Consider the following 25199-nt stretch of genomic DNA (forward strand, 5'->3'; position numbering starts at 1 on the left):
GTGTGGAAGCGCAGCATCTGGGCGCTCTTGTCGGTAACGCCGAAGCGCTCCTTCATTATGTGGGCCCAAAGCCTACGGGCGGCCCGGAACTTGGCTATCTCCTCCAGGAAGTCGTTGTGGGCGTTGAAGAAGAAGGAAAGACGCTTGCCGAACACGTTGGGGTCCTGCCCCTTCTTCACCGCCGCCTCCACGTAGGCTATGCCGTCCGCCAGGGTGAAGGCCACCTCCTGTATGGCGGTGGACCCCGCCTCCCGGATGTGGTAACCGGATATGGATATGGTGTTCCACTTGGGGACGTGGGTGCTGCAGAACTCGAATATGTCGGTGATGAGCCTCATGGAGGGCTTAGGTGGGAAGATGTAGGTTCCCCGGGCGATGTACTCCTTGAGGATGTCGTTCTGGATGGTGCCGGAGAGCTCAGTGGAGGGGACACCCTGCTTCTCCCCCACCGCTATGTACATGGCAAGCAACACGGAAGCGGGGGCGTTGATGGTCATGGAGGTGGACACCTTGTCCAGCGGGATCTGGTCGAACAGGATCTCCATGTCCGCCAGGCTGTCTATGGCCACCCCCACCTTGCCCACCTCTCCCTGGGCCATGGGGTGGTCCGAGTCGTAGCCTATCTGGGTGGGAAGGTCGAAGGCCACCGAGAGCCCCGTGGTGCCCTGGCTCAAAAGGTAACGGTACCGGGCATTGGACTCCTCCGCGGTGGCAAAACCGGCGTACTGGCGCATGGTCCAGAACCGGCCCCGGTACATGGTGGGCTGCACCCCCCTGGTGTAGGGGAACATGCCAGGAAATCCCAGGTCCCTGTTGTAGTCCAGGTCCTTCACATCCTCCGGGGTGTAAACCCTCTTCAGGGGTATCCCCCCGCCGGTGGCGAACTCCTTGCGCATCTCCGGGTTCTTCGCAAGGGTCTTCTCCACCGACGCCTCGTACTGCCCCCTCTTCTCCGCTATGGCCTGAAGTTCCTTCTCCTCAAACACGCGCTCCGCCTCCTCTTTTTTGAAAGGGAAAATCGGGGCTGCCCAATCCCCGCGGACCCGACGTTAACCTGGTCCGGCTCGCAACTTATTATTCAACAGTTGACAAGCATACGCAAGGCGTTATCTGTTTTTTCAAGAAAATTACAAACAACTAGCCATGCTGGGCCCCAAACAAAACCCCGAACCGGCACTCCAACTCAAGGACAATGTTATCCCCCCAAGGGACATGGCACCAATGTGCAGCCTTCACCCACCCAAGATCAACGGATGCCAGTTTTCACCTTAAAAGCTCCGCCACCCAAGCCGGAGCCGCGCCGCATCCAACGCAAGCCGGGCCTAAGGAACCGCGACGCCATGACAAAACCTAAACCCACCCGTTGATCCGACGGGCCCCAGGGGGTACAATGGGAAATAATTGCACATGCAAGTAAATGGAGGACGTGGACCATGGACAAAGACGCCCAGAAAAGGTCACCGGGAAGATGGATAGCCACCCTGTTCAGGCGGAGTCGGCTCTTCTTGGACCGGGCCTTCGAACCCGCGGGGCTTGGCAGGGGGTTTTACCTGTACCTGGCGCTGGTCTCCCGCAAGGAGGGGCTGTCCCAGAGGCAGCTGGCACAGGAGCTGGCACTGGACGAGGGAACCGTGGCAAGGGCCCTTCAGCGGCTCACCGAGGAGGGGTGGCTTACGAAGGAGCGGGATCCAAAGGACGGACGGGCGTTCAGAGTCTTCCTGGGCCCCAAGGGGCTCAGCGCCATGCCAGATCTTTTGAAGGAGCTTCAAAGGTGGGACGAAAGGCTGCTCAAGGGGTTCTCCCCTTCCGAAAAGAAGGCCGCCGTGGAGTTGCTCATCCGGATGGCGGAAAACGCGGAGGAGGGATTGGAAACGCCGGACAAAACAACGGCACAGAAGGGGGAAGGAGCATGAGAAGTCTCGAACAGATGCGGAAAGTGGCTGAGGCCATGGACATGGAGGACCCCTTGAGGGAGTTCAGGGGCCGATTCGCCATGCCCCAAGGGCGCATCTACATGGACGGCAACTCCCTCGGGCTTCCGCCAAAGGAATCCCTGGAAGGGGTAAGGCGGGCGCTCCGGGAGTGGGAGGAGCTCCAGATCGATGGCTGGCTCAACGGAGAGATACCCTGGTTTCACATGCCCGAGGAGATGGGAAGGCGGATGGCCCCCATGGTGGGAGCCCTTCCGGAGGAGGTGGTGATGTGCGGTTCCACCACCTCCAACCTGCACAGCCTGGCTCTAACCTTCTACGAACCCGAAGGGGAGAGGTGCAAGATCCTGGCGGACGAGCTCAACTTCCCGTCGGACCTTTACGCCTTAAGCAGCATAATCCGCCTCAAGGGCAAGGACCCCTCGGAGGACCTGGTACTTGCGAGGTCCCACGACGGGCACACGCTGGACGAGGACCACATCATCTCCCTCATGGACCACCGGGTATCGCTGGCCCTGCTGCCGTCGGTGCTCTACAGGAGCGGCCAGCTTCTGGACATGGAGCGCCTCACCAAGGCAGCCCACGAAAGGGGCATAACCATAGGCTTCGACTGCGCCCACTCCGTCGGGGCAGTGCCCCATGAGCTTCACCGCTGGGGCGTGGACTTCGCCTTTTGGTGCAGTTACAAACACCTAAACGGAGGCCCCGGGAGCCCAGCCTTCCTCTTCCTGCACCAGCGGCACTTTCACCGGCAGCCCGCCCTGGCGGGCTGGTTCGGCTACGTAAAGGACAAGCAGTTCCAGATGAACCTGCGTTTCGAACCATCCAGGTCCGCCGGGGGCTGGCAGATGGGAACCCCACCGATCCTCTCCTCCGCCACCCTGGAGGGGGCCCTCAAGATCCACGAAGAGGCGGGGATGGAGCGCATAAGGGAAAAGTCCCTCAAGCTCACGGACTTCCTGATGGAGCTGGTGGACCTGTTCCTCTCCGGCGAGCCTTACAACTACTCCATCGCCACCCCCCGGGAACACCAACGTCGCGGAGGACACGCAGCCATCGAACACCCCTCCGAGGCGTGGCGCATATGCTGCGCCCTTAAGGCTCGAGGCATCATCCCGGACTTCAGGCCCCCCAGGATAATCCGGGTGGCCCCGGTGGGGCTCTACAACACCTTCACCGAGGTATGGGAGGTGGCAAGGGCTTTGAAGGAGATCGTAGACAACGGGGAGTTCAAGGCCTTCCCCGTTGAGCCCAGCAAGGTTTCCTAACCCGTCCAAACCTTCCAAAGGCAGCCCCTCTCCGCCCCGGGCCGGTAAAAACCAGCGCCCCGCCTTGCAAGTCCGCGGCGGGGCACTGGTCTTAAGCCAGAACAGAGCGGCGCTCCGTTAACCACGGGGCCCCGCTCTTCGCGTCCTGGCGAAAGCCCTTTGCAAAATACAAAAAGACGGCTCCAAGACCTTCAACATACCCATATGAAAAGCCTAGCTTGCAGAAGCGGTATATAATATCATCTTCCACATACAACACCCTTAAGCTCGGAGGTGTAAAACCCATGGAGATGCACCAGTGCCAGGTCTGCGGCAAGCTCTTCGCCTCATCGGGGCCGAGGATCTGCCCTGCCTGCATAAAGCGGCTCGACCGGGTGTACGAGAAGGCCCGGGGATACCTGAGGGACAACCCCAACGCCAACCTCAACGCCAAGGAGCTGGCGGACGCCATAGACGAGGACGTGCTGGACATAGAGGTGCTCATCGCGGAGGGACGCTTTGAGCGGGACCTGTCCAACGACCTGGAGGACATACGGCGCCAGCAGCTCTTAAGCGAGTTCCAAAAGTCATTGAGCCAGACCGAAGCGGCCCTCAAGGCCCAGCAAGAACAGAAGCGCACCACCTACGGCAAGGATCGGCACGGAAAGGGGATAGCGTAGGGGTTGACGTACCGCCTAAGGACGAGCAAAATAAAAGTCGTTTTAAAATAGAAGTCCGCCTGATCCGCCATGGGCGGTTAGGCTGGGCAAAGGAGGGAAAGGGATTGCACAAGGCCATACCCGTCAGGGAAGGGGTTTTCTGGATAGGGGCCAACGACCGGGAGACGGACCTCTTCGAGGCCCTTTGGACGCTGCCCCGGGGGGTATCCTACAACTCGTACCTCATATGCGACCAGAAGGTGGCGGTGGTGGACACGGTCAAAAGCTCCTTCATGCAGGACTACCTTCAGCGCCTTTCGTCGGTGCTCAAGGGCTGCAAGGGCGTGGACTACCTCATAGTGAACCACATGGAACCGGACCACTCGGGGTCCATAGCGGTGCTGCGGCAGGTCTACCCGGACCTCAAGATAGTGGGGAACAAGAAGACGCTGGAGATGATAAAGGCCTTCTACGGCATAGAGGAAGGCCTTCTTGAGGTGTCCGAGGGGGATGTGCTGGACCTTGGGGAGCACAAGCTGTCGTTCCACATGATACCCATGGTCCACTGGCCGGAGACCATGGTCACCTACGACAGCGCCACCAAGGTGCTGTTCACCTGCGACGCCTTCGGCGGCTTCAGCGCCCTTGAGGGAGGGGTCTTCGACGACGAGGTGGACATGGACTACTACGAGGACGAGATCCTGAGGTACTTCGCCAACATCGTGGGGCGCTACAGCTCCTTCGTCCAGAAGGCCATAGCCAAGGTCCGCACCCTTGAGATATCCGCCATATGCCCCTCCCACGGACCCATACTGCGTTCCAACCCCTGGCGGGTGGTGGACCTGTACGACCGCTGGAGCCGCCACGAGACCGAGGAGGGCTGCGTCATCGTTTACGGCTCCATGTACGGGAACACCAAGAAGATGACCGACGCCATAGCCAGGTCCCTCACGGAGGCGGGAATACAGAAGATAATCGTCCACGACGTATCAAGGTCCAACATGTCCTTCATGGTGCGGGACATATGGAAGTTCCGGGGCCTTGTGATGGGAAGCTGCACCTACAACACCGAGCTGTTCCCCCCCATGGCCTACCTTGCCAGGACCTTGGCCAACAAGATGATGAAGAACCGGGTGTTGGGGCTCTGCGGATCCTACAGCTGGAGCAAGGGGGCCCTGTCGGAGCTGCTGTCCTTCGCCGAGAAGGGGGAGTGGGAGCTGGTGGAGCCCACGGTGGAGGTGAAGTCCTCCCCCACCGAAGAGGACCTCAAGGCCTGCTGGCTCCTGGGGCAGAACATGGCGAAGGCCATAAAGAGAGATTAACCCCCGACGAACCCTTAAGCCGCCGAGAAGGCCGCCGATCTCAAGAAAAGGTCCCCCCTTGACGAGGGGGGACCTTGTGTTACCTGCCAGTGAAATCCCCACGGGGACCCGGCGCCAAACCCATCCCTACCCCTTAAGGGCCACGGATCCGGGCTGGGATATCTTGAAGGCCCCTATGCTGCGCCTTAGATCCTCCGACGAGGTCTTGAGCTCCCTCACGGAAGCCTCCATCCCCTTCACCGCCCCCTTGAGCTCCTCCGCGGCGCCCATGAACAGGTCGAAGGACCTGTCCACCTCCATCACCATATCCGCCGCCCCCTGCACGGACTCCGCTATCTCCTGGCTTGAGGCCGCCTGCTCCTGGGCCACCGCCGCCATGTCCTGGGTGGCCATGCCTATGCTCTTCAGCGACTCCTGGATGGACCTTATGGAGTCCTCCACGGACACCGCCCTGGCTCGAGCTACCTCCGCCTCCGACGACGTCCTGTCCACCGACCGGACGACGCCCTCCAGGTCCTTAACGATGGTCTGAGCCAAGTCCGCTATGTTCTTCGCCGCCTGGTTGGACTCCTCCGCAAGCTTCCGAACCTCCTCCGCAACAACCGCGAAGCCCCGGCCCGCCTCTCCCGCCCGGGCCGCCTCAATGGCGGCGTTCAGCGCCAACAGGTTCGTCTGATCCGCTATCTGGGAGATGCTTCCCACTATGGACTGTATCTGGTGGGCCCGATCCGCCAGCTCCCGCACCATCCTGGCGGAGCTCACCGCCTCCTCCGCCAGGGCCCTTATCACCTCCGCGGCCTCCCGGACCGACGCAAGCCCCGCCTCCCCCGCCTTGGCGGCCCCAGCCGCCTGCTCCGCCATGTCGCTGCTCCGCTGGGCCACCGTCTGGGCACCAGCCGCCACCTCTTCCACCCCGGCGTTTATCTCCTCTATGGCGGACGCCGCCCGGCTCACCCTCGACCGAGACTCCTGTGCGGACCTCTCCATGTCCGCCGCCAGCTTGGACACCCTCTCCGACGACTCCCCAAGCCCCGACACCGCCGAGGCGTTCCTCTGGTTCGCCTGGCTCACCCTCCCCATGGCCTCGTCAAGGGAGGTGAGGAAGGAGTTCACCGAACGGCTCACATCCCCCACCTCGTCCCCCGCCCAGGTGAAGGTCCTGAAGGTGAGGTCCAGGCGGGAGCTTATCTCCCTCATGCCCCCCTCCATGTCCCCAAGGGGCCGGTACACCGAACGAAACACCACCCAGCCCAGCGCCAGGTACAGAACCGCCAAAGCCGCCGCCCAGCGGAAGCCAAGCCACCCGGAGAGCAACAAAGCGGCCACCCCAAAGAGGAGCACCGCCAAAAGCCTCACGGAAGACCTAAGGGACCGAAGAAAGCGCATGAGACCATTCCCCTCTCGTGTATGGTTTATACTTTTGCCCAGATGCTACCACAAATTAAAGCACCCCTCAAAGCCTATCCTTGACCCGACGGTTGCCTAAATGTATAACCTCCTAGTCCCACCCGCAAAACCGACGGATTCATCTATCATTTAGGGAGTAAAACAGGACTCAAGGGGGTTATTAACTTGGAGGTATTCCGAACCCACAGGGCCGCCCTGGCGGTCCTCATAGCGTCGCTCTGCCTTGTGTACTTCCTGGGCCTTGGCGGATGGGGGCTCATGGAGCCCGACGAGGGGCGGTACAGCGAGATACCGCGGGAGATGCTGTCAACCGGCGACTGGGTGACGCCAAGGCTCAACGGGGTCAAGTACTTTGAGAAGCCCGTGATGTACTACTGGATGACCGCCGGGTCCTTCAAGCTGTTCGGCCAGTCGGAGTTCGCCGCCCGGATCCCCTGCGCCGCATCGGCCCTCGCCGGGGCCCTTGGCACCTACGCCATGGGGGCCTCTTACGGACCTTCCGCCGCGTTCCTAGGGGCCTTCATCACCGGCACCGGGTTCCTGTGGTTCGCCCTGTCCCAGATAACCCTCACCGACATGGCGCTTGGGGCCTTCATGACATTGTCCTTGCTGTGCCTCTTCAAGGGCCTCACCGGCTCAAGACCGCTGCTGTGGCTGGGCTACGCCTTCATGGGGCTTTCGGTGCTCACCAAGGGACTCATAGGCATCGTCATCCCGGGGGGAATATTCCTCCTATGGATACTGTTGACCCGAAGGACCTGGCTCATCATAAGGGGCATATCCCCGGTGGGCATTCTGGCTTTCCTTGGGGTTACGGGCCCTTGGTTCTACAGGGTCATCAAGGCCAACCCGGACTTCGCCTGGTTCTTCTTCGTCCACGAGCACTTCCTTAGGTACTCCACCATGGTGTCCAACCGATACCAGCCCTGGTGGTTCTTCCTGGCGGTGCTGCCCGTGGCGCTGCTCCCCTGGACCGGAACGGTCCTTCAGGGGCTTCTATCATCCCTTGGGGAGCTTAGGTACCTCCGGAAGGACATAGCCCTCCGGGACTCCCACGAGGACATCGCGTCGGAGTCCGAAGAGGCCCTTTTCCTGCTCATATGGGCCTTCTTCGTGCTGGCCTTCTTCTCTGCCTCCAAGTCCAAGCTCATACCCTACATGGTGCCCGCCATGCCCCCCTTAGGGCTCATGGGAGGCATATACATGGCCCGGTGCCTAGAGGACCGGCGGTACGGCTCCCTGGTGCCCGGGTTCGCATTGACCGCCCTCATCATGGGGCTCCTTGGGATCGCCCTGATCCTGTACCCCAACCATCAGGACCGGTTCGACCCCTCTACCCTTAGGACCGTGGCCCTCTACACCGGGGCGGCCACCATCGTATCAGGCCTTCTGCCCCTCATGGCCGGCCTCTTCCGAAGGAACCCATGGCTTCCTTCCGCCCTGTGCGCCCTGGCCTTCCTACTTGCCATGAAGCAGCTCTTCCCGGTGGTGGCCCAGGCGAGGTCCCCCAAGGCCCTTACGCTCATGGCCCAAAGGGAGCTCACTCCGGACTCCAAGGTGATAATCTACAAGGACTACGACCAGGCGGTGCCCTTTTACCTGAAGCGCCTTGTGGTCATCGTCCAGGACGGTAGGGATTACGGGGAGCTGTCCTTCGGCTACAGGGCGGAGAAACCCGGCTGGTTCATCTTAACCCATGAGCTCAAGCCCCTGTGGGAGTCCTCTAAGGCGGTGATGATAGTAAAACCGGAACACCTCAAGGAGATAGAAGAGCTTGGGATAAAATACCGCCTGGCAGGCCAAGATCCCGCCTACTACGGGAAAATGATATTGGTAAACCGTTGATTTGATTGGAGGAACCGTTAGATGAGAGAGGATTTTCTGCCCTTCTCCAAGCCCTTCATAGGGGAGGAGGAGGTTGAGGCGGTGCGGGAAGTGCTGTTGTCCGGGTGGATAACCACGGGTCCTGTCACCGCCAGGTTCGAGGAGGCCTTCAGCGGGCTCGTGGGGGCCCGCTTCGGGGTGGCGGTGTCATCCGCCACGGCGGGCCTTCAGATAGCCCTCATGGCCCTGGGCGTGGGCCCCGGGGACGAGGTCATAACCACCCCCATGACCTTCGCCGCCACGGTGAACGCCATCATATACAACGGCGCAAGGCCCGTGCTGGCGGACGTGGAGATGGGGACCATGAACATAGACCCCAATGGGATCCGGGAGAAGCTGTCCTCCAGGACCAAGGCCATAGTACCGGTGCACTTCGCGGGGCTGCCGGCGGACATGGACGCCATAAGGGAGGCGGCGCCGGGCATACCGCTGGTGGAGGACGCCGCCCACGCCATAGGCTCCTTCTACAAGGGCTCCCCGGTGGGGAAGGGGGCTTCCCCACTGGCGGTCTTCAGCTTCCACCCCGCCAAGAACATAACCACCGCCGAAGGGGGCATGATAGTAACCGACGACCCGGACCTTTCGGACTCCTGCAAGGTCATGCGGCAGCACGGCATGTCAAAGGGGGCCTGGAACCGGTTCGCCAAGTCAGGCCGTCCGGACTACGAGATAGTGTCCCCGGGCATAAAGGCGAACCTCACGGACCTGCAGTCCGCCATAGGGCTTAAGCAGCTGGAACGCCTTAACGACTTCCAGGCCAAGCGGCATCGCATAGCGGACATATACGACCGGGAGCTCAAGGAAGTTCCGGGCATCATCCTGCCGGAGTATCCATCATACCCTCACGTGCACGGCCGCCACATCTACTGGATCCTGCTCAAGACCGAGGAGCTTGGCATGTCCCGGGAGGAGTTCATGGGGCGCCTTAAGGATATGAACATAGGCACCGGGGTGCACTACAAGGCGGTGCACCACCACAGGCGCTATGAACGTTTCGGATGGGACGACCAGGATCTTAAGAACGCCTCCTACGCCTCCAGCAGGATAGTGTCCCTGCCGCTGTTCCCTGGCATGACCGAAGGCGACGCCATGGACGTAGTGAACGCGGTCAAGGAGATATGCCGATGACCCCCGAGGTATCCATCGTAATACCGGTTTACAACGAAGAGGAGTCCCTGCCGGACCTCTTCGACAGGCTCTTCCCGGTGGTGGAGTCCCTCAAGAGGGACTGCGAGGTGATCTTCGTAAACGACGGCAGCCGGGACCGGTCCCTTGGGCTATTGCTGGACGCGGCGAAAAGGAAGCCCTACGTCCGGGTGGTGGACTTCAACGGCAACTTCGGTCAGCACATGGCCATAATGGCGGGGTTCTCCAAGTCCCGGGGGGACAAGATAATAACCCTTGACGCGGACCTGCAGAACCCTCCGGAGGAGATACCCAGGATACTGGAGCAGATGGACCTAGGACACGACATGGTGGGCACCTACCGGGTCATGAGGAAGGACCCGGTGTTCACCAGGAAGCTGCCCTCCAAGCTCATAAACTGGATAACCAACAGGATAACCGGCCTCAACATAAAGGACTACGGGTGCATGCTAAGGGGCTACCACCGCCGGGTGGTGGACCTCATAAACCTGTGCCGGGAGACCACCACCTTCCTCCCCGCCCTTGGGAAGAAGTTCGCCCAGAACCCGGTGGAGATACCGGTGTCCCACGAGGAGCGCCACAAGGGGACCTCCAAGTACGGGCTCTACAGGCTGATCCGCCTTAACTTCGACCTCATGACGGGCTTCTCCATGGTGCCCCTGCAGGCCGTCACCATCACGGGCCTTTTCGTGTCCGCCGGCAGCCTCCTTTTCGCCCTCTCCCTCATAATAAGGCGCCTTTTGGTGGGATCCGAGGCGGAGGGGATGTTCACGCTCATGGCCATAAACTTCTTCCTCATGGGGATACTCCTCTTCGGCGTGGGAATAGCGGGAGAGTACGTGGGCCGCATATACATGGAGGTCCGGCAGCGCCCCAGGTACCTCATAAGGATGACCTACCCGGACGACGGGGAGGCGGATAAACCATGAGGCCCTCCATAGCGGTGTGCGCCTACAGCCAGGTGGGGACCCGGTGCCTTGAGGCCCTCCTGGAATGCGGCGCCAACGTGGCGGCCCTCTTCACCCACGAGGACAACCCGTCGGAGAACCTGTGGTTCAGGACCCCCGACAAGGTGGCCCTCAAGGCGGGCATCCCGGTGATAAGGCACAGTCTTAGGTCCTGCGAGGGGATCGAGGCCTTTGGGCGGATAAAACCCCAGATGCTGCTGTCCTTCTACTACCGGGACATGATACCGGATGAGATCCTCAACACCCTTCCCCTTGGGGCCTTCAACGTTCACGGTTCCCTGCTTCCCCGCTATCGGGGGAGGGTGTCGGTGCACTGGGCCATCATCATGGGGGAGTCCAGGACCGGCGCCACCCTCCACGTGATGACCCCAAAGCCCGACGACGGCCCCATCGTGGACCAAGAGGAGATACCGATCCTATTCGAGGACACCTCAAAGGACGTGATGGAACGTCTGGCCGAGGGGGCCTACAGGCTCGTGAAGCGGGCCCTGCCCTCCCTGGAAAACCGATCCTTCCGGGCCGTCGAGCAGGACCACTCCAAGGCCTCCTACTTCGGCGGCAGGTCCCCCAAGGACGGCCTCATACGCTGGGACCAGGAGGACTCCCTCGGGGCCTACCACATGGTGAGGGCCCTCACGGACCCATACCCGGGGGCCTTCTCATTCTCACCCCAAGGGGAGAAGCTCATGATATGGCGGGGCTATCCCATCCCGGAGAAGGCGTCCCCCAAATGCCAGCCCGGAACGGTTACGGAGGACCCGGAGGGATACCTGCTGGTCCGCTGCGCCTTCGGGGCCTTGAGGGTCCTGGAGGCGGAGATCTCAGGACGCCGGGGACACCCCCTCGAAACTCCCATGGGGGACATGATAGGACAGCGGTTGCGGAATGCCGCCGATAGTGATTAAAATAACTATAAGACCTGGAAAGGATATGATGTTTTAATGGAAAAGCTGCTGATACTCGGTGCCAACGGCTTCATCGGAAGCCACCTGTGCGAAAAGGTACTGGAGCACACCGACTGGGGGATACTGGCCCTGGACGTGAGCGACGACAACCTGGGGCATCTCATGGGTAACCCTCGTTTTACGTTCCACAGGTCCCCCATGTCCAAGGCCTGGGACTGGATACGGGACGGCATAAGGGACAGCTTCGCGGTGGTGCCCCTGGCGGGGATAGCGAGGCCCGCCATGTACATAGAGGACCCCCTCTTCACCTACGAGCTGGACTTCGAGGAGAACTTGAAGGTGGTAAGGGCCTGCGCGGAGGCCCGGCGGTGGGTCATATTCCCCTCCACGTCGGAGGTGTACGGCATGAGCCCGGATCTGGAGCTCAAGGAGGACGAGAGCCCCCTGGTCTTAGGGCCCATAAGGAACGTGCGCTGGATATACAGCTGCAGCAAGCAGATGATGGATAGGGTGATCTGGGCCCTGGGTCAGTCCAAGGGGCTCCCCTTCACCCTCTTCAGGCCCTTCAACTGGATAGGCCCAAGGCAGGACGACCCCCGAACCCCGAAGGGCAACCGGCTGGTGCCCCAGTTCCTGGGGAACCTCATGCGCCGGGAACCCCTGAGGCTCGTGAACGGCGGCGCCCAACGAAGGAGCTTCACCGACATCGAGGAAGGGGTCATGGGGCTTTTGGCCATTCTCCGCCGCCCCGAGGCGTCCATGGGGGAGATCTTCAACCTTGGGAACCCCAAGAACAACCACTCCGTGCGGGAGGTGGCGGAGGCCCTTAGGGAGGAGGTCTCCAAGGTGGCAGGTTACGAGTACGCCGCGGAGGTCCCCATAGTGGAGGTCTCCGGGGAGGAGCACTATGGCAAGGGCTACGAGGACGTGAAGGACCGGCGCCCCAGCATAGCCAAGGCCATGGAGAAGCTCCGCTGGGAGCCCAGGCTCACCCTTAGGGACACCCTGAGGAAGACGGTGGACTACTACCTGAGGTGATCCGTCCATGAAGGTCTTGGCCCTCAAAGTGGACGTGGACACCCTCCGGGGGCACCGGGAGGGGGTTTTGAACCTCCTCAACCTGTTCGACAGGCTGTCCGTGAAGGCCAGCTTCTTCTTCAGCATGGGGCCGGACAACTCCGGGAAGGCCATAGTGCGGATCTTCCGCAAGGGCTTCATATCCAAGATGCTGAGGACCAAGGCCCCTTCCACATACGGCCTTAAAACCCTTTTCTACGGCACCCTCCTAAAGGCCCCCATGATCGCCCAGTCGTTCCCGGGGCTGCTCAAGGAGACGGTGACCAGGGGGCACGACTTCGGGATCCACGCCTGGGATCACGTGAAGTGGCAGGACTGTCTTAGCAGGATGCCGGTCACCACCATAGAGGCGGAGCTCAAGAGGGCCTTCGACCTCTTCTACCAGTACACGGGCCGGCGGCCTAAGGCCTTCGCCGCCCCGGGATGGCAGATCAACACCGACGCCATGATGGTGCTTGACTCCATGGGGTTGGACTACACCAGCAACACAAGAGGCCTCTTCCCCTACCTTCCAAGGTTCGGCAGGAAGCAGTTCAACACCGTGGAGATCCCCACCACCATGCCCACAATGGACGAGCTCATGGGGCTAAGGGGCCTCAAGGGCGGCGCCATGGCCCAACGGCTCCTGTCGGAGCTTAGGGACGGGCTCAACGTGCTCACCCTTCACGCGGAGATGGAGGGGCTGTCCCAGATACAGGTGTTCGAGGAGTTCCTGAAGGGCGCGTTGGACCAGGGGACAAGGTGCGTACCCCTCTCGTTCGTGTCCCGGATGGCCCGGGACGAGCTGCCCCGGTGCCAGGTGACCATGGGCGCCCTGGAGGGGCGGGCGGGGACCTTGGCGGTTCAAAAGGTTGATTAGCCGGCGTAAGGGGCTTGGGCTTCTGGGTTAATCATTTAACATCAACGTGGCTTTAGTTGTAAGATACATGGGCGATTGCCGCTTCAACGGTTAAAAGTTTAACAAAATGCCATGAGGGGCTTTAAAGGCCCCGTAAGATGGAGGTAAGCTTTCATGAGGATATCCGTCATAGGAACCGGTTACGTTGGGCTGGTGACCGGGGCTTGTCTTGCTGGGTTCGGCAACCACGTGGCCTGCGTGGACGTGGATCAGGAGAAGATAGCCTCCCTCAACCGGGATCAGGTGCCGTTCTTCGAGCCCGGGTTGGAGGAGATCATAAGGAACAACCGCACCGCAGGACGGCTCAAGTTCACCACCAGCCTTGAGGAGGGCATAAGGGGTTCCGCGGTTTGCTTCATAACCGTGGGAACTCCGTCGGACGTGGACGGCAGCGCGGACCTGCAGTACGTCCTTCAGGTGGCCCGGGAGATAGGCCGGCACATGGAGGAACCCATGGTGGTGGTCACCAAGTCCACCGTGCCGGTGGGCACCGCCGACAAGGTGCGGTCCGCGGTGGCGGAGGAGCTCAAGGCCCGGGAGGCTCAGATCCCATTCTTCGTGGCGTCTAACCCGGAGTTCCTTCGGGAGGGGGCGGCGGTGTCGGACTTCATGAACCCCGACAGGGTGGTCATAGGCACCGACTCCAAGGAGGCGGAGGAGCTGCTCAAGGAGCTCTACTCCTTCCTGCCCCCGGAGAAGGTGCTCTGCATGGACATAAGGTCCTCGGAGATGACCAAGTACGCCGCCAACGCCCTGCTGGCCACCAAGATATCCTTCATGAACGAGATGGCCCGCATATGCGAGCTGGTGGGGGCCGACGTGGAGCGGGTGCGGATCGGCATAGGCTCCGATTCCCGCATAGGCTACGCCTTCATATCCCCCGGCTGCGGCTACGGGGGCTCCTGCTTCCCCAAGGACGTGCGGGCCCTAAGGCACACCGCCCTGCGACACGGCTACTCCCCCCGGATACTCCAGGCGGTGGAGGACGTCAACGAAGCCCAAAAGCACCTCATCTTCCAGAAGGTGCTGCGCCATTTCGGACAGGACATATCGGGGCTCACCTTCGCCGTCTGGGGGCTCTCCTTCAAGCCCAACACGTCGGACATGAGGGAAGCCTCTTCGCTGGTGCTCATACAGGACCTGCTGGGGGCCGGAGCCTTCGTCAAAGTCCACGACCCAAAGGCCATGGAGGAGGCCCGGCGGATGCTGTCGGGCCGAAACGGGGTCACCTTCGTGGAGGACCAGTACGAGGCCCTCAAAGGAGCCTCCGCCCTGGCGCTGGTCACCGAGTGGGACATGTACAAGCAGCCGGACTTCCACAGGATCAAGGAGGAGATGCTGAGCCCCGTCATATTCGACGGCCGCAACCAGTACTCCCCCAACGAGATGCGGCGCCTGGGCTTCACCTACTACGGCATAGGACGCCCAACCGCTTGACCGAACGGGGGCGTATGGGGTTAAATCTCTAAGCAGCATCGGGGGAGCCGAAGGGCTGAGAGGGGGGCATGATAGCCCCCGACCCCTTGAACCTGATCCGGGCAATGCCGGCGAAGGGAAGGTGCCGAACCCTTTTTAAAAATAGGGCGTTGACGCCGTCCCCGATGCGGGGACGGCTTTTTTCGTGCCGCGTCCTACGTGCGAACAGAACAGGAGGAGATGCGAGATGGAGAAGCGGGCTGTGAAGGTGATAACCGAAGGGGCCCTGGCGGCGGGGATGTCCGTGGCATTGTCGTTCCTTAAGGTGTTCCAGATGCCCCAAGGGGGGTCCATAACCCTTGAGATGGTGCCCATACTGGCCTTTGCGACCTTGAGGGGCGTAAGATCCGGAGCCCTCTGCGGCGCCGCGTCTGGGCTGCTCCAGATGATGCTGCAGGGCTACGTGGTAAACCCCGTTCAGGCGGCGCTGGACTACCCCATCGCCTTCGGCATCCTTGGCGTGGCGGGACTAAAGGACCGGGGCTTGGGGGTCATGCTCTCCATGGCCTTGGCGGGGGCCTTGCGCCTGGGATGCCACGTGTTATCCGGGGTGCTGTTCTTCGCCTCCTTCGCCCCCAAGGGAGCCAACGTGTGGGCCTATTCCTTCACCTACAACGCCACGTTCCTTATGCCCTCCCTCGCCATATCCATGGCCCTGGCAATACCCCTGATAAGCAAGCTGAAGGACCGGGTGTGAGGCCAAGCGCCTTTGGGGGCGTCTCCAAGGGACGAGAAAACGCAAAAAATAAGGGGCTCCTCAGGAGCCCCGCTTTTTATTGCCTTTATTACCTTCCCCGCCTCAAGCCTCGTTCTTTGCGGGCTTAGAACCGGTGAGCCACGCCCCCCAGTCGAACCGCAGGGGGCCGCTCAGCACGTACACCAGGCACAAGCCCAGGGGCGCCTTCTCCCGCAGGATCAGCGACATGCCCACCAGGACACCCAAGAGCAGAAGGGCCCTTACCCTGTTCAGGTTCCCCCGGTGGACCTTCTTGAGGTTGCCGTAGGGGACGCTGGATATCATGAGCCCGCCGAGGGCGGCCATAACAACCGCCGCCAACCACCAGGGGAGGTTCACCCCACCCATTATGAAGGACACCAGCGTGAGCCCCGCGGCGGGGATGGGAAGCCCCTGAAAGGGGCCCACCACGTGGGTTACGTTGAACCTGGCAAGCCTCAAGACCCCGCACAGGGTGAAGAAGGCGCCGCACAGGACCCCCAAAAGACCCCCCTCAAGCCCCACGTAGGCCCCGTAGGTCATGAAGGCTGGAACCGCGCCGAAACTTATGGCGTCCGCCAGGCTGTCAAGCTCAACCCCGAAGTCGCTGCTGCCCCCCAGCATGCGGGCCACCCGGCCGTCCATGTAGTCGAACACCACCGCGGCGCACACAAGCCAAGCGGCGGGCAGGAACCTGTCGTAGTAGGCAAGCGCCAATGCCATGAAACCGCAAAGAACGCTGCCGCTGGTTATCATGTTGGGCACTATCTTACGGAACGGAAGGTCCTTCCTCAACCTGCGCCTTTTCATCTTCTCACCACTCCCACCGGGGTCTCTCCGGCCTTAACCCTCTGCCCCAGCTTCACCATGGGCTCCACCGATGGCGGCAGGTAAAGGTCCACCTTGCTCCCCAGCTTTATCATACCATAACGATCCCCCCGGCCGAACCGGGAGCCCACGGGAGCCCAAGCCACGATGCGCCTTGCCAGAAGCCCCGCTATCTGCACCAGCATGGCGTCACCGTGGGGGGTCTTTATGCCAACGTAAAGCCGCTCGTTGTTCTCCGAGGCCTTGGGCTCGAAGGCCAACCACTTCCGGCCCGGCACGTAGCGAAGGTGGAACACCTCACCCTCAAAGGGCATCCGGTTCACGTGAACGTCCAGGGGGTTCATGAATATGCCTATCTTCGTGGAGGGCCCCACCACCGGGTCGCTCACCTGCTCCAGCTCCACCACCTTCCCGTCCGCCGGGCTCACCCAAAGGGCGGGATCCTCCGGGGGGCGTCTTTCCGGGTCCCGGTAGAACCAAAGCAGGAACAGCAGAGGCAAACACAAGGCGAAGGAAAGGGGCCTGGATATGAGCCACGCGCCGGCCATCATGAAAAGCACGGCCCCCACCGAAGGCACCCCGTGCCGGTTTATCATCCCAGGTCCTCCTCCTCGGAACAGCGGATGACGGTGACGTCCGCCACCGAATCCCCTTCGTCAAGGCGCACCACCATGGAGCCAGTGGCCATCCGGCTCAAGGTGGATATCTCCCTGGCGGCCATGCGGATCACCCGGCCCCTGGAGGTTACCACCATGAGCTCGTCGTCGTCCGCCACCCCCCAGGCCCCCACCAGGTCGCCGGTCTTGTCGTTGAGCCTCATGGCCCTAACCCCCATGCCGCCCCGGTGATGGGGGGTGAACTCGTCGTAAGAGGTCCTCTTGCCTAACCCCAGCTGGCTTATGAAGAGCACCTGGCGGCCCTGGATTATCACGTCGCATCCCACCACCGCGTCCCCTTCCTCCAGCTTTATGGCCCTCACGCCCTTGGCGGCCCTTCCCTGGGGGCGGAACTCCTCCTCGCTGACCCTCAATGTCTGTCCCTTGGCGGTGGTTAGCAGCAGCTGGTCGTCGCCGCCGGTGAACCGAACCCTGGCTATGGTGTCCCCTTCCTCAAGGCCCAGTATCCGGCGCCCCGCCCTGGTTATGCCCTCCAGCTCCGTGACGGGAAGCCGCTTGGCAAGGCCCATGCGGGTGAGCAGGAAGACGAACCTAGCCCCCTCCATCACGCTGTCCCGGAAGGTCACCACCGACTCCCCTTCATCAAGGGAGATGAAGCTTCCCACGTGCTTGCCCCGGCCGCTCTTGGGCTCCGGCAGGGCAAGGCACTTAAGGGCGAAGACCCTCCCACGGTCGGTGAAGAGGTAAAGGGTGCGGTGTGTGGTGGTGACCGCCACCAAGGACACCTCATCGTCCCCCTTGGTGGAAGCCCCCTTGACGCCCTTGCCCCCCCGGGACTGGCAGCGGTAGTCCTGCAAGGGCATCCGGCGGATGAAACCGTCCCTGGTCATGGCCACCACTATCTCGGTCTCGGGTATCAGGTCCTCGGCGGAAACGTCGTCCACCGAGTCCTCTATGACGGTTCGGCGCTCGTCCCCATAGGCCGCCTTGACCTCCAGCAGCTCCTTCCGCACCACCCCGTCCAGCTCCGAGGAGTCCTCCAGGATCCTGCGGTACCAGGCTATCTGCCCCTTAAGCTCCTCCAGCTCCTCCTGGAGCTTGTGGATCTCCAGGCCGGTGAGCCGCTGGAGCCTCATGTCAAGGATGGCCTGGGCCTGGGCCTCGGAGAAGGACAGCTCCTCAACAAGACGCCCCTTGGCCACCGATGGCTCCGACGAGGACCTTATGAGGGCTATGACCCTGTCTATGATGCCAAGGGCCTTGACAAGCCCCTCCAGTATGTGGGCCCTCTCCTCCGCCTTCTTGAGCCGATACTCGGTACGGCGCCTTACCACGGTCCTTCGGTGGTCTATGAATATCTGGAGCAGCCCTTTAAGGTTCAGCTCCATGGGGCGCCCGTCCACCAGGGCCAGGTTTATCACCCCGAAGGTGGTCTGCAGCTGGGTCCTGGAGTAAAGCTGCCGCAGGACCAGGTTGGGGTCGCTGTCCCGGTGGAGCTCCAGCACCAGCCTTATGCCCTCCCGGTTGGACTCGTCCCTCACGTCGGTTATGCCGTCCAGCTGCCCCTTCTGAACCCCCTCCACTATGGTCTCTATGAGGTTCGACTTGTTGACCATGTAGGGGATCTGGGTTATCACTATGGCCTTCTTGCCCCGCTTGGCGTCCTCCACCTCGGCGCATCCCCGGACCGTTATCTTCCCCCGGCCGGTGGCGTAGGCGTCCACGATGCCGTCCCTGCCAAGGATGACCCCCCCGGTGGGGAAGTCCGGGCCTGGCATGAGGGACATGAGCTCCCCTATCTCCACGTCCGGGTTGTCCAGCAGGGCGCAGCAGGCGTCCACCACCTCCCGGAGGTTGTGGGGAGGCATGTTGGTGGCCATGCCCACCGCTATGCCAGTGCTTCCGTTCACCAGAAGGTTCGGGATGCGGCTGGGCAGCACCGACGGCTCCTCCAGGGACTCGTCGAAGTTGGGGAGCCAATCCACCGTTTCCTCGTCTATGTCCGCCAGCATCTCCTCGCCCAAGGCGTGAAGACGGGCCTCGGTGTACCTCATGGCGGCGGGGGGGTCTCCGTCTATGGAACCAAAGTTCCCCTGCCCGTCCACAAGGGGGTACCTCATGCTGAAGTCCTGGCTCATCCGCACCATGGTCTCGTATATGGCGGCGTCCCCATGGGGATGGTACTTGCCCATGGTCTCCCCCACCACCCTGGCGGACTTCTTGAAGGGCTGGTTGTGCCTCAAGCCCAACTCCCTCATGGCGTACAGAATCCGCCGCTGCACCGGCTTAAGACCGTCCCTGGCGTCCGGCAGGGCCCTGCCCACTATGACGCTCATGGCGTAGTCTATGTAGCTGTGCTTTATCTCCTCCTCCAGCGGAAGGGGGATCACCTTCTGGAAGAGGTCGGAACCTTCCTTGCCCTTTTCCATGACTTGCCTCCGAACAAAAGAAATGGAACACCCGCCCGGTGGGGGCACCGGGGGGTGAACCTAGATTTTACCACCTAAGGGACTGAGTTAGATTAAAAAGGCAAAGATCTACCAGCGGTTCCTGTGAACCACTCCATCGTCGATGCCCCTGTGGGGTTCCTTCTCCTCCCCGGGCCAGCCTATGGCGGCGATGCCCAGTATCGCCACGTGGTCGGGCACCGAGAGGATGGCCCTCATGGCGGCCTCCCTCTCGGGGGAGTGCTTGACCCCGAGCCACACGGAGCCCAACCCCAGGGAGGCGGCGGCGATCAGGATGTTCTCCATGGCGGCGGAGCAGTCCTCCTCCCAGTACCGGGCGGCGTAGTCGCTCTTGGTGGGGTCCCCGCAGACCACGATAGCCAACGGGGCCTCGAAAAGCATCTTGCCGTAGGGATGGGCCTCGCCCATGCGGTCCAGCACTCCCCGTTCGGTCACCACCACGAAGTGCCAAGGCCTCGAGTTGGCGGCGCTGGGGGCCGCGCAGGCGCACTCAAGCAACAGGTTTATATCGTCCTCCTTAACCTCGCGGTCGATGAAGCGCCTTATGCTGCGCCTTGAAAGTATGGCCTTTATAGCCTGGTTCAACGTCACTCCTCCTCCTTCTGAGATATGGCGGGCTCCACCACCCGGTTGGCTATGGGGGTTGAAAGGACCACCGAGGTGGTGGTCTGACCGTAGAAACCCATCTGGTTCACCACTTCCTCCAGGTGCCCCACCGAGGACACCACCACCTTTAGGATGATGCCGTCGGTGCCGGTCACGTGGTGGCACTCCAGCACCTCCGGTATCCGCTCCGCTATCTGGTCCGCCTCGTGGATGCGGCTTGCGGGGATTGCGATCCTTATGAAGGCGGTTATGGGGAAACCCAGCTTCTCGTGGCTCACGATGGCCTTGTAGCCCTTTATTATCCCCGCGTTCTCCATGCGCCTTATCCTCTCCGCTATGGCGGGCGAGGATAGCCCCACCTTCCGGCCAAGCTCGCTGTATGATATCCTGGCGTCCTCCTGAAGAGCCCTCAGGATCTTGCGGCCTATCTCGTCAAGGCACTTTTCCACCTGCATGTCCCTTCCCCCGCTTCCTTAATTTTTCACAGCCCTCCGGCCACGCCGGCACTCTCACTTAAAATAATACAGTATTTCCCCGTTTTGCCAAAGCTCTTTTATTGAATCATGGCAACCTTGACACCCAGGTTGTTGTAACATCATATTGAACTCAAGGGCTCTTTTGGTTTAGAATATCCCATATCCTAAGGTAACGAGGAGTGATATGTAATGGCCGCCACTAAGGTAGTAGTAGCGTTGGGGGGCAACGCCCTCCAGGAGGCAGGCACCCCGCCCACCGCGGAGGCCCAGCTTGAAGTGGTGAAGAAGACCGCCGCTTACCTGGCGGAGATAAGCAAGAGGGGTTACGAGATGGCAGTGGTGCACGGCAACGGTCCCCAGGTGGGCCGCATAGTGCTGGGCCAGGAGATCGCCGCCCAGGCGAACCCCGAGACCCCCGCCATGCCCTTTGACGTCTGCGGCGCCATGAGCCAGGGCTACATCGGCTACCAGATCCAGCAGGCCCTTCGCGACGCCCTGCGTAACCGGAACCTCAACATCCCGGTGGTCACCCTGGTGACCCAGGTGGTGGTGGACGCCAACGACCCGGCCTTCAAGAACCCCACCAAGCCCATCGGCCCCTTCTACACCGAGGAGGAGGCAAAGAAGCTCATGGCCGAGAAGGGCTACACCATGAAGGAGGACGCGGGCCGCGGCTGGAGGCGGGTGGTGGCCTCCCCAGAGCCCAAGAAGATCGCCGAGATCTCCGCGGTCAAGAGGCTGTGGGACACCACCATCGTGGTGACCGCCGGCGGCGGCGGCATCCCGGTGGTTGAGAACATGGACGGCTCCCTCTCCGGCGTGGCGGCGGTCATAGACAAGGACCTGGCGGCGGAGAAGCTGGCGGAGGAGATCGAGGCGGACATCCTCCTCATCCTCACCGAGGTGGACAAGGTCTGCATAAACTTCAAGAAGCCCAACCAGCAGGAGCTATCCCACATGACCGTGGCGGAGGCCATCAAGTACATGGAGGAGGGCCACTTCGCCCCCGGGAGCATGCTCCCCAAGGTCTTGGCAGCGGTCAAGTTCGCCAGGACCTTCCCGGGCAAGAAGGCCATCATCACCTCCCTCTACAAGGCGGTGGACGCCCTGGAGGGCCGGGAGGGCACCGTGGTGACCATGGCGTAAACCTGTGGTCCGCGGCTTTCCGCAACTCCGAAGTAAGGCTTAAACCATCCGCCGAGGGGCCCATTCAAAGGTCCCTCGGCTTTTTTCTAAAGATGCTACAATGGCCAGAAACCCCAAACTAAAAGGAGACCAGCGGACCCACATGGGACCTTGTAAACCCGGTTACCCCATAAAATTCAATGAGCTCTTGAACCCCGAGCCGGTGGAGGGAACCTTCCTAAGGCGCATTAACCGGTTCGTGGCGGAGGTGATGGTGGACGGGAAAACACAGGAGGCCCATCTTCCAAACCCAGGACGCCTTCTGGAGCTCCTGTTTCCAGGGCAGCGGGTCTACCTGCTCCCCTCAAAGGGGGCCAAGCCCTACAAGGTCCACGGGACCCTAAGAAACGGCGGGTTCGTGCACCTGGACACCATAAAGATGAACCGGGTGGCGGAAGCCCTCATAAACCGGGGCTTGATAGGCCCCCTTAAAGGCTTTAAGGTGGCGGCCCGGGAGGTAAAACACCTCCACAGCCGCTTCGACCTCCTCCTCGAAGGGGGGTCCTGCCGGATGCTCCTGGAGGTCAAGAGCTGCACCCTGTTCAACCGCCTTACGGCGTTCTTCCCAGACGCCCCCTCCGAAAGGGGAACCAAGCACCTTAAGCACCTGGCTGGGATCGACCACATGGACCGGGGGGTGCTGTTCCTGGTGCAGTCCACCGCCCCTTCGGCCTTCCTGCCCGACTGGCACACGGACCTTCGGTTCGCCCAGGCCTTCAGGGAGGCCAAAGACCTTGGGGTAAGGCTCATGGCGGCGGGGATAGACATGGACCCGGAGCTTAGGCTCCTGTCGGAACCAATTAACATCCCCATACCCCTGGAGCCGGCGGTACCCCACATGGTGGACCGAGGGGCCTACTGCGTGCTCATGAGGCTGGGGGATGAGAGCCGCGTAACCGTGGGGGCCTTGGGCGACATCCTGTTTCCCAAGGGATACTACGTCTACGTGGGCTCCGGGATGGGGGGTCTGGAACGGAGGATGGCAAGGCACCTGGGGACCGTAAAGATCCCGCGCTGGCACGTGGACTACCTTTCAAGGCTCTGCAAGGCAAAGCGGGGCATCCCCGTGAGGACCCACCTAAAGATCGAGTGCCTCCTGGCGGAGAGCATAGGGAGGCTTGGGGGAACTCCCATACCCCGGTTTGGATCCTCCGACTGCGGCTGTCTCAGCCATCTCTTCCATTTTGGCGAAGACCCCACCGCCCAGGTCTTCGAGACGGTGCTTCACATGAGGTCCCTAATAGGTTTGGGGCGCCAGGTCATGCCCGACGCCCCGGAGGGTTGATCTTCGTATTCCCCGCCGCCCAGGCCTTATCCACCCGTAAACGGCGGCGCTCCCTTTACGCTGCCAAGGTCAATCCCAGTGGTCTTAGGGCCGAAGCCGTTAGTTAAGCCTAGGCGCCTCCGCCATTAGCTGCCTTGCTATCCGCTGTCCCGTGGGGGTGGCCGCAAGCCCCCCCTCGGAGGTCTCCCTGAGGGCCGACGGCAGGGCCCTTCCCACCGCCGCCATGGCGTCCACCACCTCGTCGGGTGGTATGGTGGACCTCACCCCCGCCAGGGCCATGTCGGCGCACAGCGCCGCCACCCCCACCATGGTGCCGTTTCTAACCACGCAGGGCACCTCCACAAGACCCGCCACGGGGTCGCACACCATTCCCATTATGGACTGAAGCACCAAGGCGGCGCCGTGGAACACCGCCTCCGGATCCCCGCCCTTGAGGTGAACCAGGGCGGCGCAGGCCATGGCGGCGGCGGCGCCGCACTCCGCTTGGCAGCCCCCCTCAGCCCCCGCCAGGGTGGCCCGCTCGGCTATCACGGACCCCACCGCGCCGGCCACCAAAAGGCCCTTCAACAGCTCCTCCTCCGACACCTCATGGGTCCTGGAGTAGGCGGCCAAGACCCCGGGCACTATTCCGCAGCTGCCGGCGGTAGGACAGGCCACTATGCGCCTCATGGCGGCGTTGCCCACCGCCACCTTCATGGATATGGAACAGGCCAGGCTCACAAAGTCCCCCGACAGGGGCGAACCGGAGCGCCTTAGGTGCTCCAGCGACTCCCCTTCGCCGCCCACCAGCCTTGCCCTTGGGGGACGCTGCTCCACCGACACCACCGAGGCCTTCATGTCCCTAAGGCGGGAGAGCATGCGCTCCAGCACCACAGCCCTGGGCACGCCCCGCTCCTCTTCCTCAATGGAAAGTATGGCGTCGGTAAGAGAAAGGTTCCTGGCCCTCTCCAAGATGGCGTCAAAGGACCTCATCTTCCCGCCTCCTCTCCCAGGGAGGGTATGAGCATAAGGCGCCTTATGGCCCCGTGGCACTTCCTGATCCGCTCCAGCACTTCCTCCGAAGGCAGGGCGTCAAGCTCCAGCACCATGGCGGCCCCCTTGCCGCGGCCCTGACGGTGCACGTTCATGGACGCCACGTTTATCCCCGCCTCCGCCAGGATGGCGCTCACCGCCGCTATGACCCCGGGCTCGTCCCGGTGGAAGGTCACCATGGTTGGAAGCTCCCCGGAGGCCCTAAGGCTGAAGCCGTCCACCTCCTGCAGCTCCACCGCCCCGCCGCCCAGGGAGGCGCCAACCACCTCCATCATCTTGTCGCCCTCCCTCATCACGAAGCGCACCGAGTTAGGATGGGCTCCATCCACCTTCTCCCCGTGGAAACGGTACTTAAGCCCCCGCTCCGCGGCTATCCTGAAGGACTCCTTAAGGGACTCATCGCTGGGGGAGAACCCCATGATCCCCGCCAAGAGGGCCTTGTCGGTGCCGTGCCCCCAGAAGGTGGCGGCAAAGCTGCCCCTGAGGAATATGTCCACCTCCCGGACCTCCCCTCCCCAGCAGAGCCTGGCGAGGTTGCCCAGCCTCACCGCACCGGCGGTGTGGCTCGAAGAGGGCCCCACCATCACGGGCCCCACTATCTCCTCCAAAGCCATTGAAACACCTCCAACGTGATGCAATGATGCATAATCATAACCCACCGGGGCGCCTAAGCCCCCGAAGGCCCCAGCAGTCTATCCATCGCCGCCTTGAGGGAATCCCTGGAAACGGGCTTGCGCACCACCGCCACCCTGGGATCCCTGTCCACCGCCCCAAGTACCTCATCCTCCCCAAGGGCGGAGAGGAACACCACCGGCGTTGGGGGCAAGCCCAGCCGCTGCTCCAGCGAGCGGATGTGGCTTAAAACGTCCACCCCGTCCATCTGGGGCATCAGCACGTCCAGTAGAACCGCGTCAAAGGGGGCGCCGCCGTTCGCCGCCTCCTCAAAGACCCTGAGGGCCTCCGCGCCGTCCTGGGCGCTTAGACACTCCCCCATGTCGGAAAGGTATATTCGGAAGAGGCGGTTGCTGCTTGGGTCATCATCCGCCACCAGGAAACGCACCTTCATA

At 62.1% G+C, this 25199-nt stretch carries 24 protein-coding genes and 1 riboswitch; of the genes, 14 read left to right on the top strand and 10 right to left on the bottom strand.

Features of this window, described 5'->3' with window-relative positions; genetic code table 11:
* The coding region (locus N2315_01935; GenBank protein ID MCX7827946.1) for a methylmalonyl-CoA mutase family protein at positions 1 to 986 on the bottom strand (986 nt) is incomplete at its 3' end.
* Between the two features lie 447 nt (positions 987 to 1433).
* Between N2315_01935 and N2315_01940 the strand changes: the two genes are divergently transcribed.
* The 4 genes from N2315_01940 (at position 1434) to N2315_01955 (ending at position 5159) form a co-directional block, all read left to right on the top strand.
* On the top strand, positions 1434 to 1913 hold the full coding sequence (locus tag N2315_01940; GenBank protein MCX7827947.1) for a MarR family transcriptional regulator: 480 nt from the start codon (positions 1434 to 1436) through the stop codon (positions 1911 to 1913).
* Complete coding sequence (gene kynU, locus N2315_01945) at positions 1910 to 3199, top strand: kynureninase (protein ID MCX7827948.1); 1290 nt, start codon at positions 1910 to 1912, stop codon at positions 3197 to 3199. The genes N2315_01940 and kynU overlap by 4 nt, the downstream gene beginning before the upstream one ends.
* 284 nt (positions 3200 to 3483) lie before the next feature.
* Positions 3484 to 3858 carry a hypothetical protein gene (locus N2315_01950; GenBank protein ID MCX7827949.1) on the top strand — a complete coding sequence of 125 codons (375 nt, stop codon included), beginning with the start codon at positions 3484 to 3486 and terminating at the stop codon, positions 3856 to 3858.
* Between the two features lie 104 nt (positions 3859 to 3962).
* Positions 3963 to 5159 (top strand): FprA family A-type flavoprotein, encoded by a 1197-nt coding sequence (locus N2315_01955; GenBank protein MCX7827950.1) that lies wholly within the window; start codon positions 3963 to 3965, stop codon positions 5157 to 5159.
* A gap of 126 nt (positions 5160 to 5285) precedes the next feature.
* On the opposite strand, the gene N2315_01960 is transcribed toward N2315_01955, so the two are convergent.
* Positions 5286 to 6545, bottom strand: a complete 1260-nt coding sequence (locus tag N2315_01960) for a methyl-accepting chemotaxis protein (protein ID MCX7827951.1) — start codon at positions 6543 to 6545, stop codon at positions 5286 to 5288.
* Between the two features lie 186 nt (positions 6546 to 6731).
* On the opposite strand from N2315_01960, the gene N2315_01965 reads away from it, so the two are divergent.
* From N2315_01965 to N2315_02000, 8 genes are all read left to right on the top strand, one after another.
* A complete protein-coding gene (locus tag N2315_01965) occupies positions 6732 to 8411 on the top strand; it encodes a glycosyltransferase family 39 protein (GenBank protein ID MCX7827952.1) in 1680 nt (559 codons plus the stop codon).
* A gap of 21 nt (positions 8412 to 8432) precedes the next feature.
* Positions 8433 to 9578 (top strand): DegT/DnrJ/EryC1/StrS family aminotransferase, encoded by a 1146-nt coding sequence (locus tag N2315_01970; protein ID MCX7827953.1) that lies wholly within the window; start codon positions 8433 to 8435, stop codon positions 9576 to 9578.
* A complete protein-coding gene (locus tag N2315_01975; GenBank protein MCX7827954.1) occupies positions 9575 to 10525 on the top strand; it encodes a glycosyltransferase in 951 nt (316 codons plus the stop codon). Before N2315_01970 ends, N2315_01975 begins: the two co-directional genes overlap by 4 nt.
* Entirely contained in the window at positions 10522 to 11469 is a 948-nt protein-coding gene (locus N2315_01980) for a formyltransferase family protein (GenBank protein MCX7827955.1), read from the top strand. The genes N2315_01975 and N2315_01980 overlap by 4 nt, the downstream gene beginning before the upstream one ends.
* A 36-nt stretch (positions 11470 to 11505) precedes the next feature.
* Positions 11506 to 12507, top strand: coding sequence for a bifunctional UDP-4-keto-pentose/UDP-xylose synthase (locus tag N2315_01985; GenBank protein ID MCX7827956.1), 1002 nt, complete (start codon positions 11506 to 11508; stop codon positions 12505 to 12507).
* A gap of 7 nt (positions 12508 to 12514) precedes the next feature.
* Complete coding sequence (locus N2315_01990; GenBank protein MCX7827957.1) at positions 12515 to 13405, top strand: polysaccharide deacetylase family protein; 891 nt, start codon at positions 12515 to 12517, stop codon at positions 13403 to 13405.
* Between the two features lie 153 nt (positions 13406 to 13558).
* Entirely contained in the window at positions 13559 to 14881 is a 1323-nt protein-coding gene (locus tag N2315_01995; GenBank protein ID MCX7827958.1) for a UDP-glucose/GDP-mannose dehydrogenase family protein, read from the top strand.
* Positions 14882 to 14911: 30 nt separating this feature from the next.
* A riboswitch (TPP riboswitch) is annotated at positions 14912 to 15018 on the top strand.
* Between the two features lie 89 nt (positions 15019 to 15107).
* The gene (locus N2315_02000) at positions 15108 to 15617 is read left to right on the top strand and encodes an energy-coupled thiamine transporter ThiT (GenBank protein MCX7827959.1); all 510 of its coding nucleotides are present in this window, start codon (positions 15108 to 15110) and stop codon (positions 15615 to 15617) included.
* Between the two features lie 102 nt (positions 15618 to 15719).
* Here N2315_02000 and pssA read toward each other — a convergent pair whose 3' ends face one another.
* The 5 genes from pssA to N2315_02025 form a co-directional block, all read right to left on the bottom strand.
* Positions 15720 to 16445, bottom strand: coding sequence for a CDP-diacylglycerol--serine O-phosphatidyltransferase (gene pssA / locus N2315_02005; GenBank protein MCX7827960.1), 726 nt, complete (start codon positions 16443 to 16445; stop codon positions 15720 to 15722).
* Entirely contained in the window at positions 16442 to 17059 is a 618-nt protein-coding gene (locus tag N2315_02010; GenBank protein ID MCX7827961.1) for a phosphatidylserine decarboxylase, read from the bottom strand. The genes pssA and N2315_02010 overlap by 4 nt, the downstream gene beginning before the upstream one ends.
* A complete protein-coding gene (gene gyrA / locus N2315_02015; protein ID MCX7827962.1) occupies positions 17056 to 19509 on the bottom strand; it encodes a DNA gyrase subunit A in 2454 nt (817 codons plus the stop codon). The genes N2315_02010 and gyrA overlap by 4 nt, the downstream gene beginning before the upstream one ends.
* Before the next feature lie 108 nt (positions 19510 to 19617).
* A complete protein-coding gene (locus N2315_02020; GenBank protein MCX7827963.1) occupies positions 19618 to 20133 on the bottom strand; it encodes a nitroreductase family protein in 516 nt (171 codons plus the stop codon).
* A gap of 2 nt (positions 20134 to 20135) precedes the next feature.
* Positions 20136 to 20609, bottom strand: coding sequence for an Lrp/AsnC family transcriptional regulator (locus N2315_02025; GenBank protein MCX7827964.1), 474 nt, complete (start codon positions 20607 to 20609; stop codon positions 20136 to 20138).
* A gap of 210 nt (positions 20610 to 20819) precedes the next feature.
* On the opposite strand from N2315_02025, the gene arcC reads away from it, so the two are divergent.
* A complete protein-coding gene (gene arcC / locus N2315_02030; GenBank protein MCX7827965.1) occupies positions 20820 to 21776 on the top strand; it encodes a carbamate kinase in 957 nt (318 codons plus the stop codon).
* A 202-nt stretch (positions 21777 to 21978) separates the two neighbouring features.
* Positions 21979 to 23100 carry a DNA/RNA nuclease SfsA gene (gene sfsA / locus N2315_02035; protein MCX7827966.1) on the top strand — a complete coding sequence of 374 codons (1122 nt, stop codon included), beginning with the start codon at positions 21979 to 21981 and terminating at the stop codon, positions 23098 to 23100.
* Positions 23101 to 23199: 99 nt separating this feature from the next.
* On the opposite strand, the gene sdaAA is transcribed toward sfsA, so the two are convergent.
* Genes sdaAA through N2315_02050 form a run of 3 tightly spaced genes read right to left on the bottom strand, consistent with a single transcriptional unit; the run spans position 23200 to position 25198 of the window.
* Positions 23200 to 24072 (bottom strand): L-serine ammonia-lyase, iron-sulfur-dependent, subunit alpha, encoded by an 873-nt coding sequence (gene sdaAA / locus N2315_02040; GenBank protein MCX7827967.1) that lies wholly within the window; start codon positions 24070 to 24072, stop codon positions 23200 to 23202.
* On the bottom strand, positions 24069 to 24746 hold the full coding sequence (gene sdaAB / locus N2315_02045) for an L-serine ammonia-lyase, iron-sulfur-dependent subunit beta (GenBank protein ID MCX7827968.1): 678 nt from the start codon (positions 24744 to 24746) through the stop codon (positions 24069 to 24071). Before sdaAB ends, sdaAA begins: the two co-directional genes overlap by 4 nt.
* A 53-nt stretch (positions 24747 to 24799) precedes the next feature.
* Positions 24800 to 25198, bottom strand: coding sequence for a response regulator (locus N2315_02050; GenBank protein MCX7827969.1), 399 nt, complete (start codon positions 25196 to 25198; stop codon positions 24800 to 24802).
* Between the last annotated feature and the right edge of the window lies 1 nt (position 25199).

This window comes from Thermanaerothrix sp. (assembly GCA_026417795.1).
Taxonomy (GTDB): Bacteria; Synergistota; Synergistia; order Synergistales; family Synergistaceae; genus Thermanaerovibrio.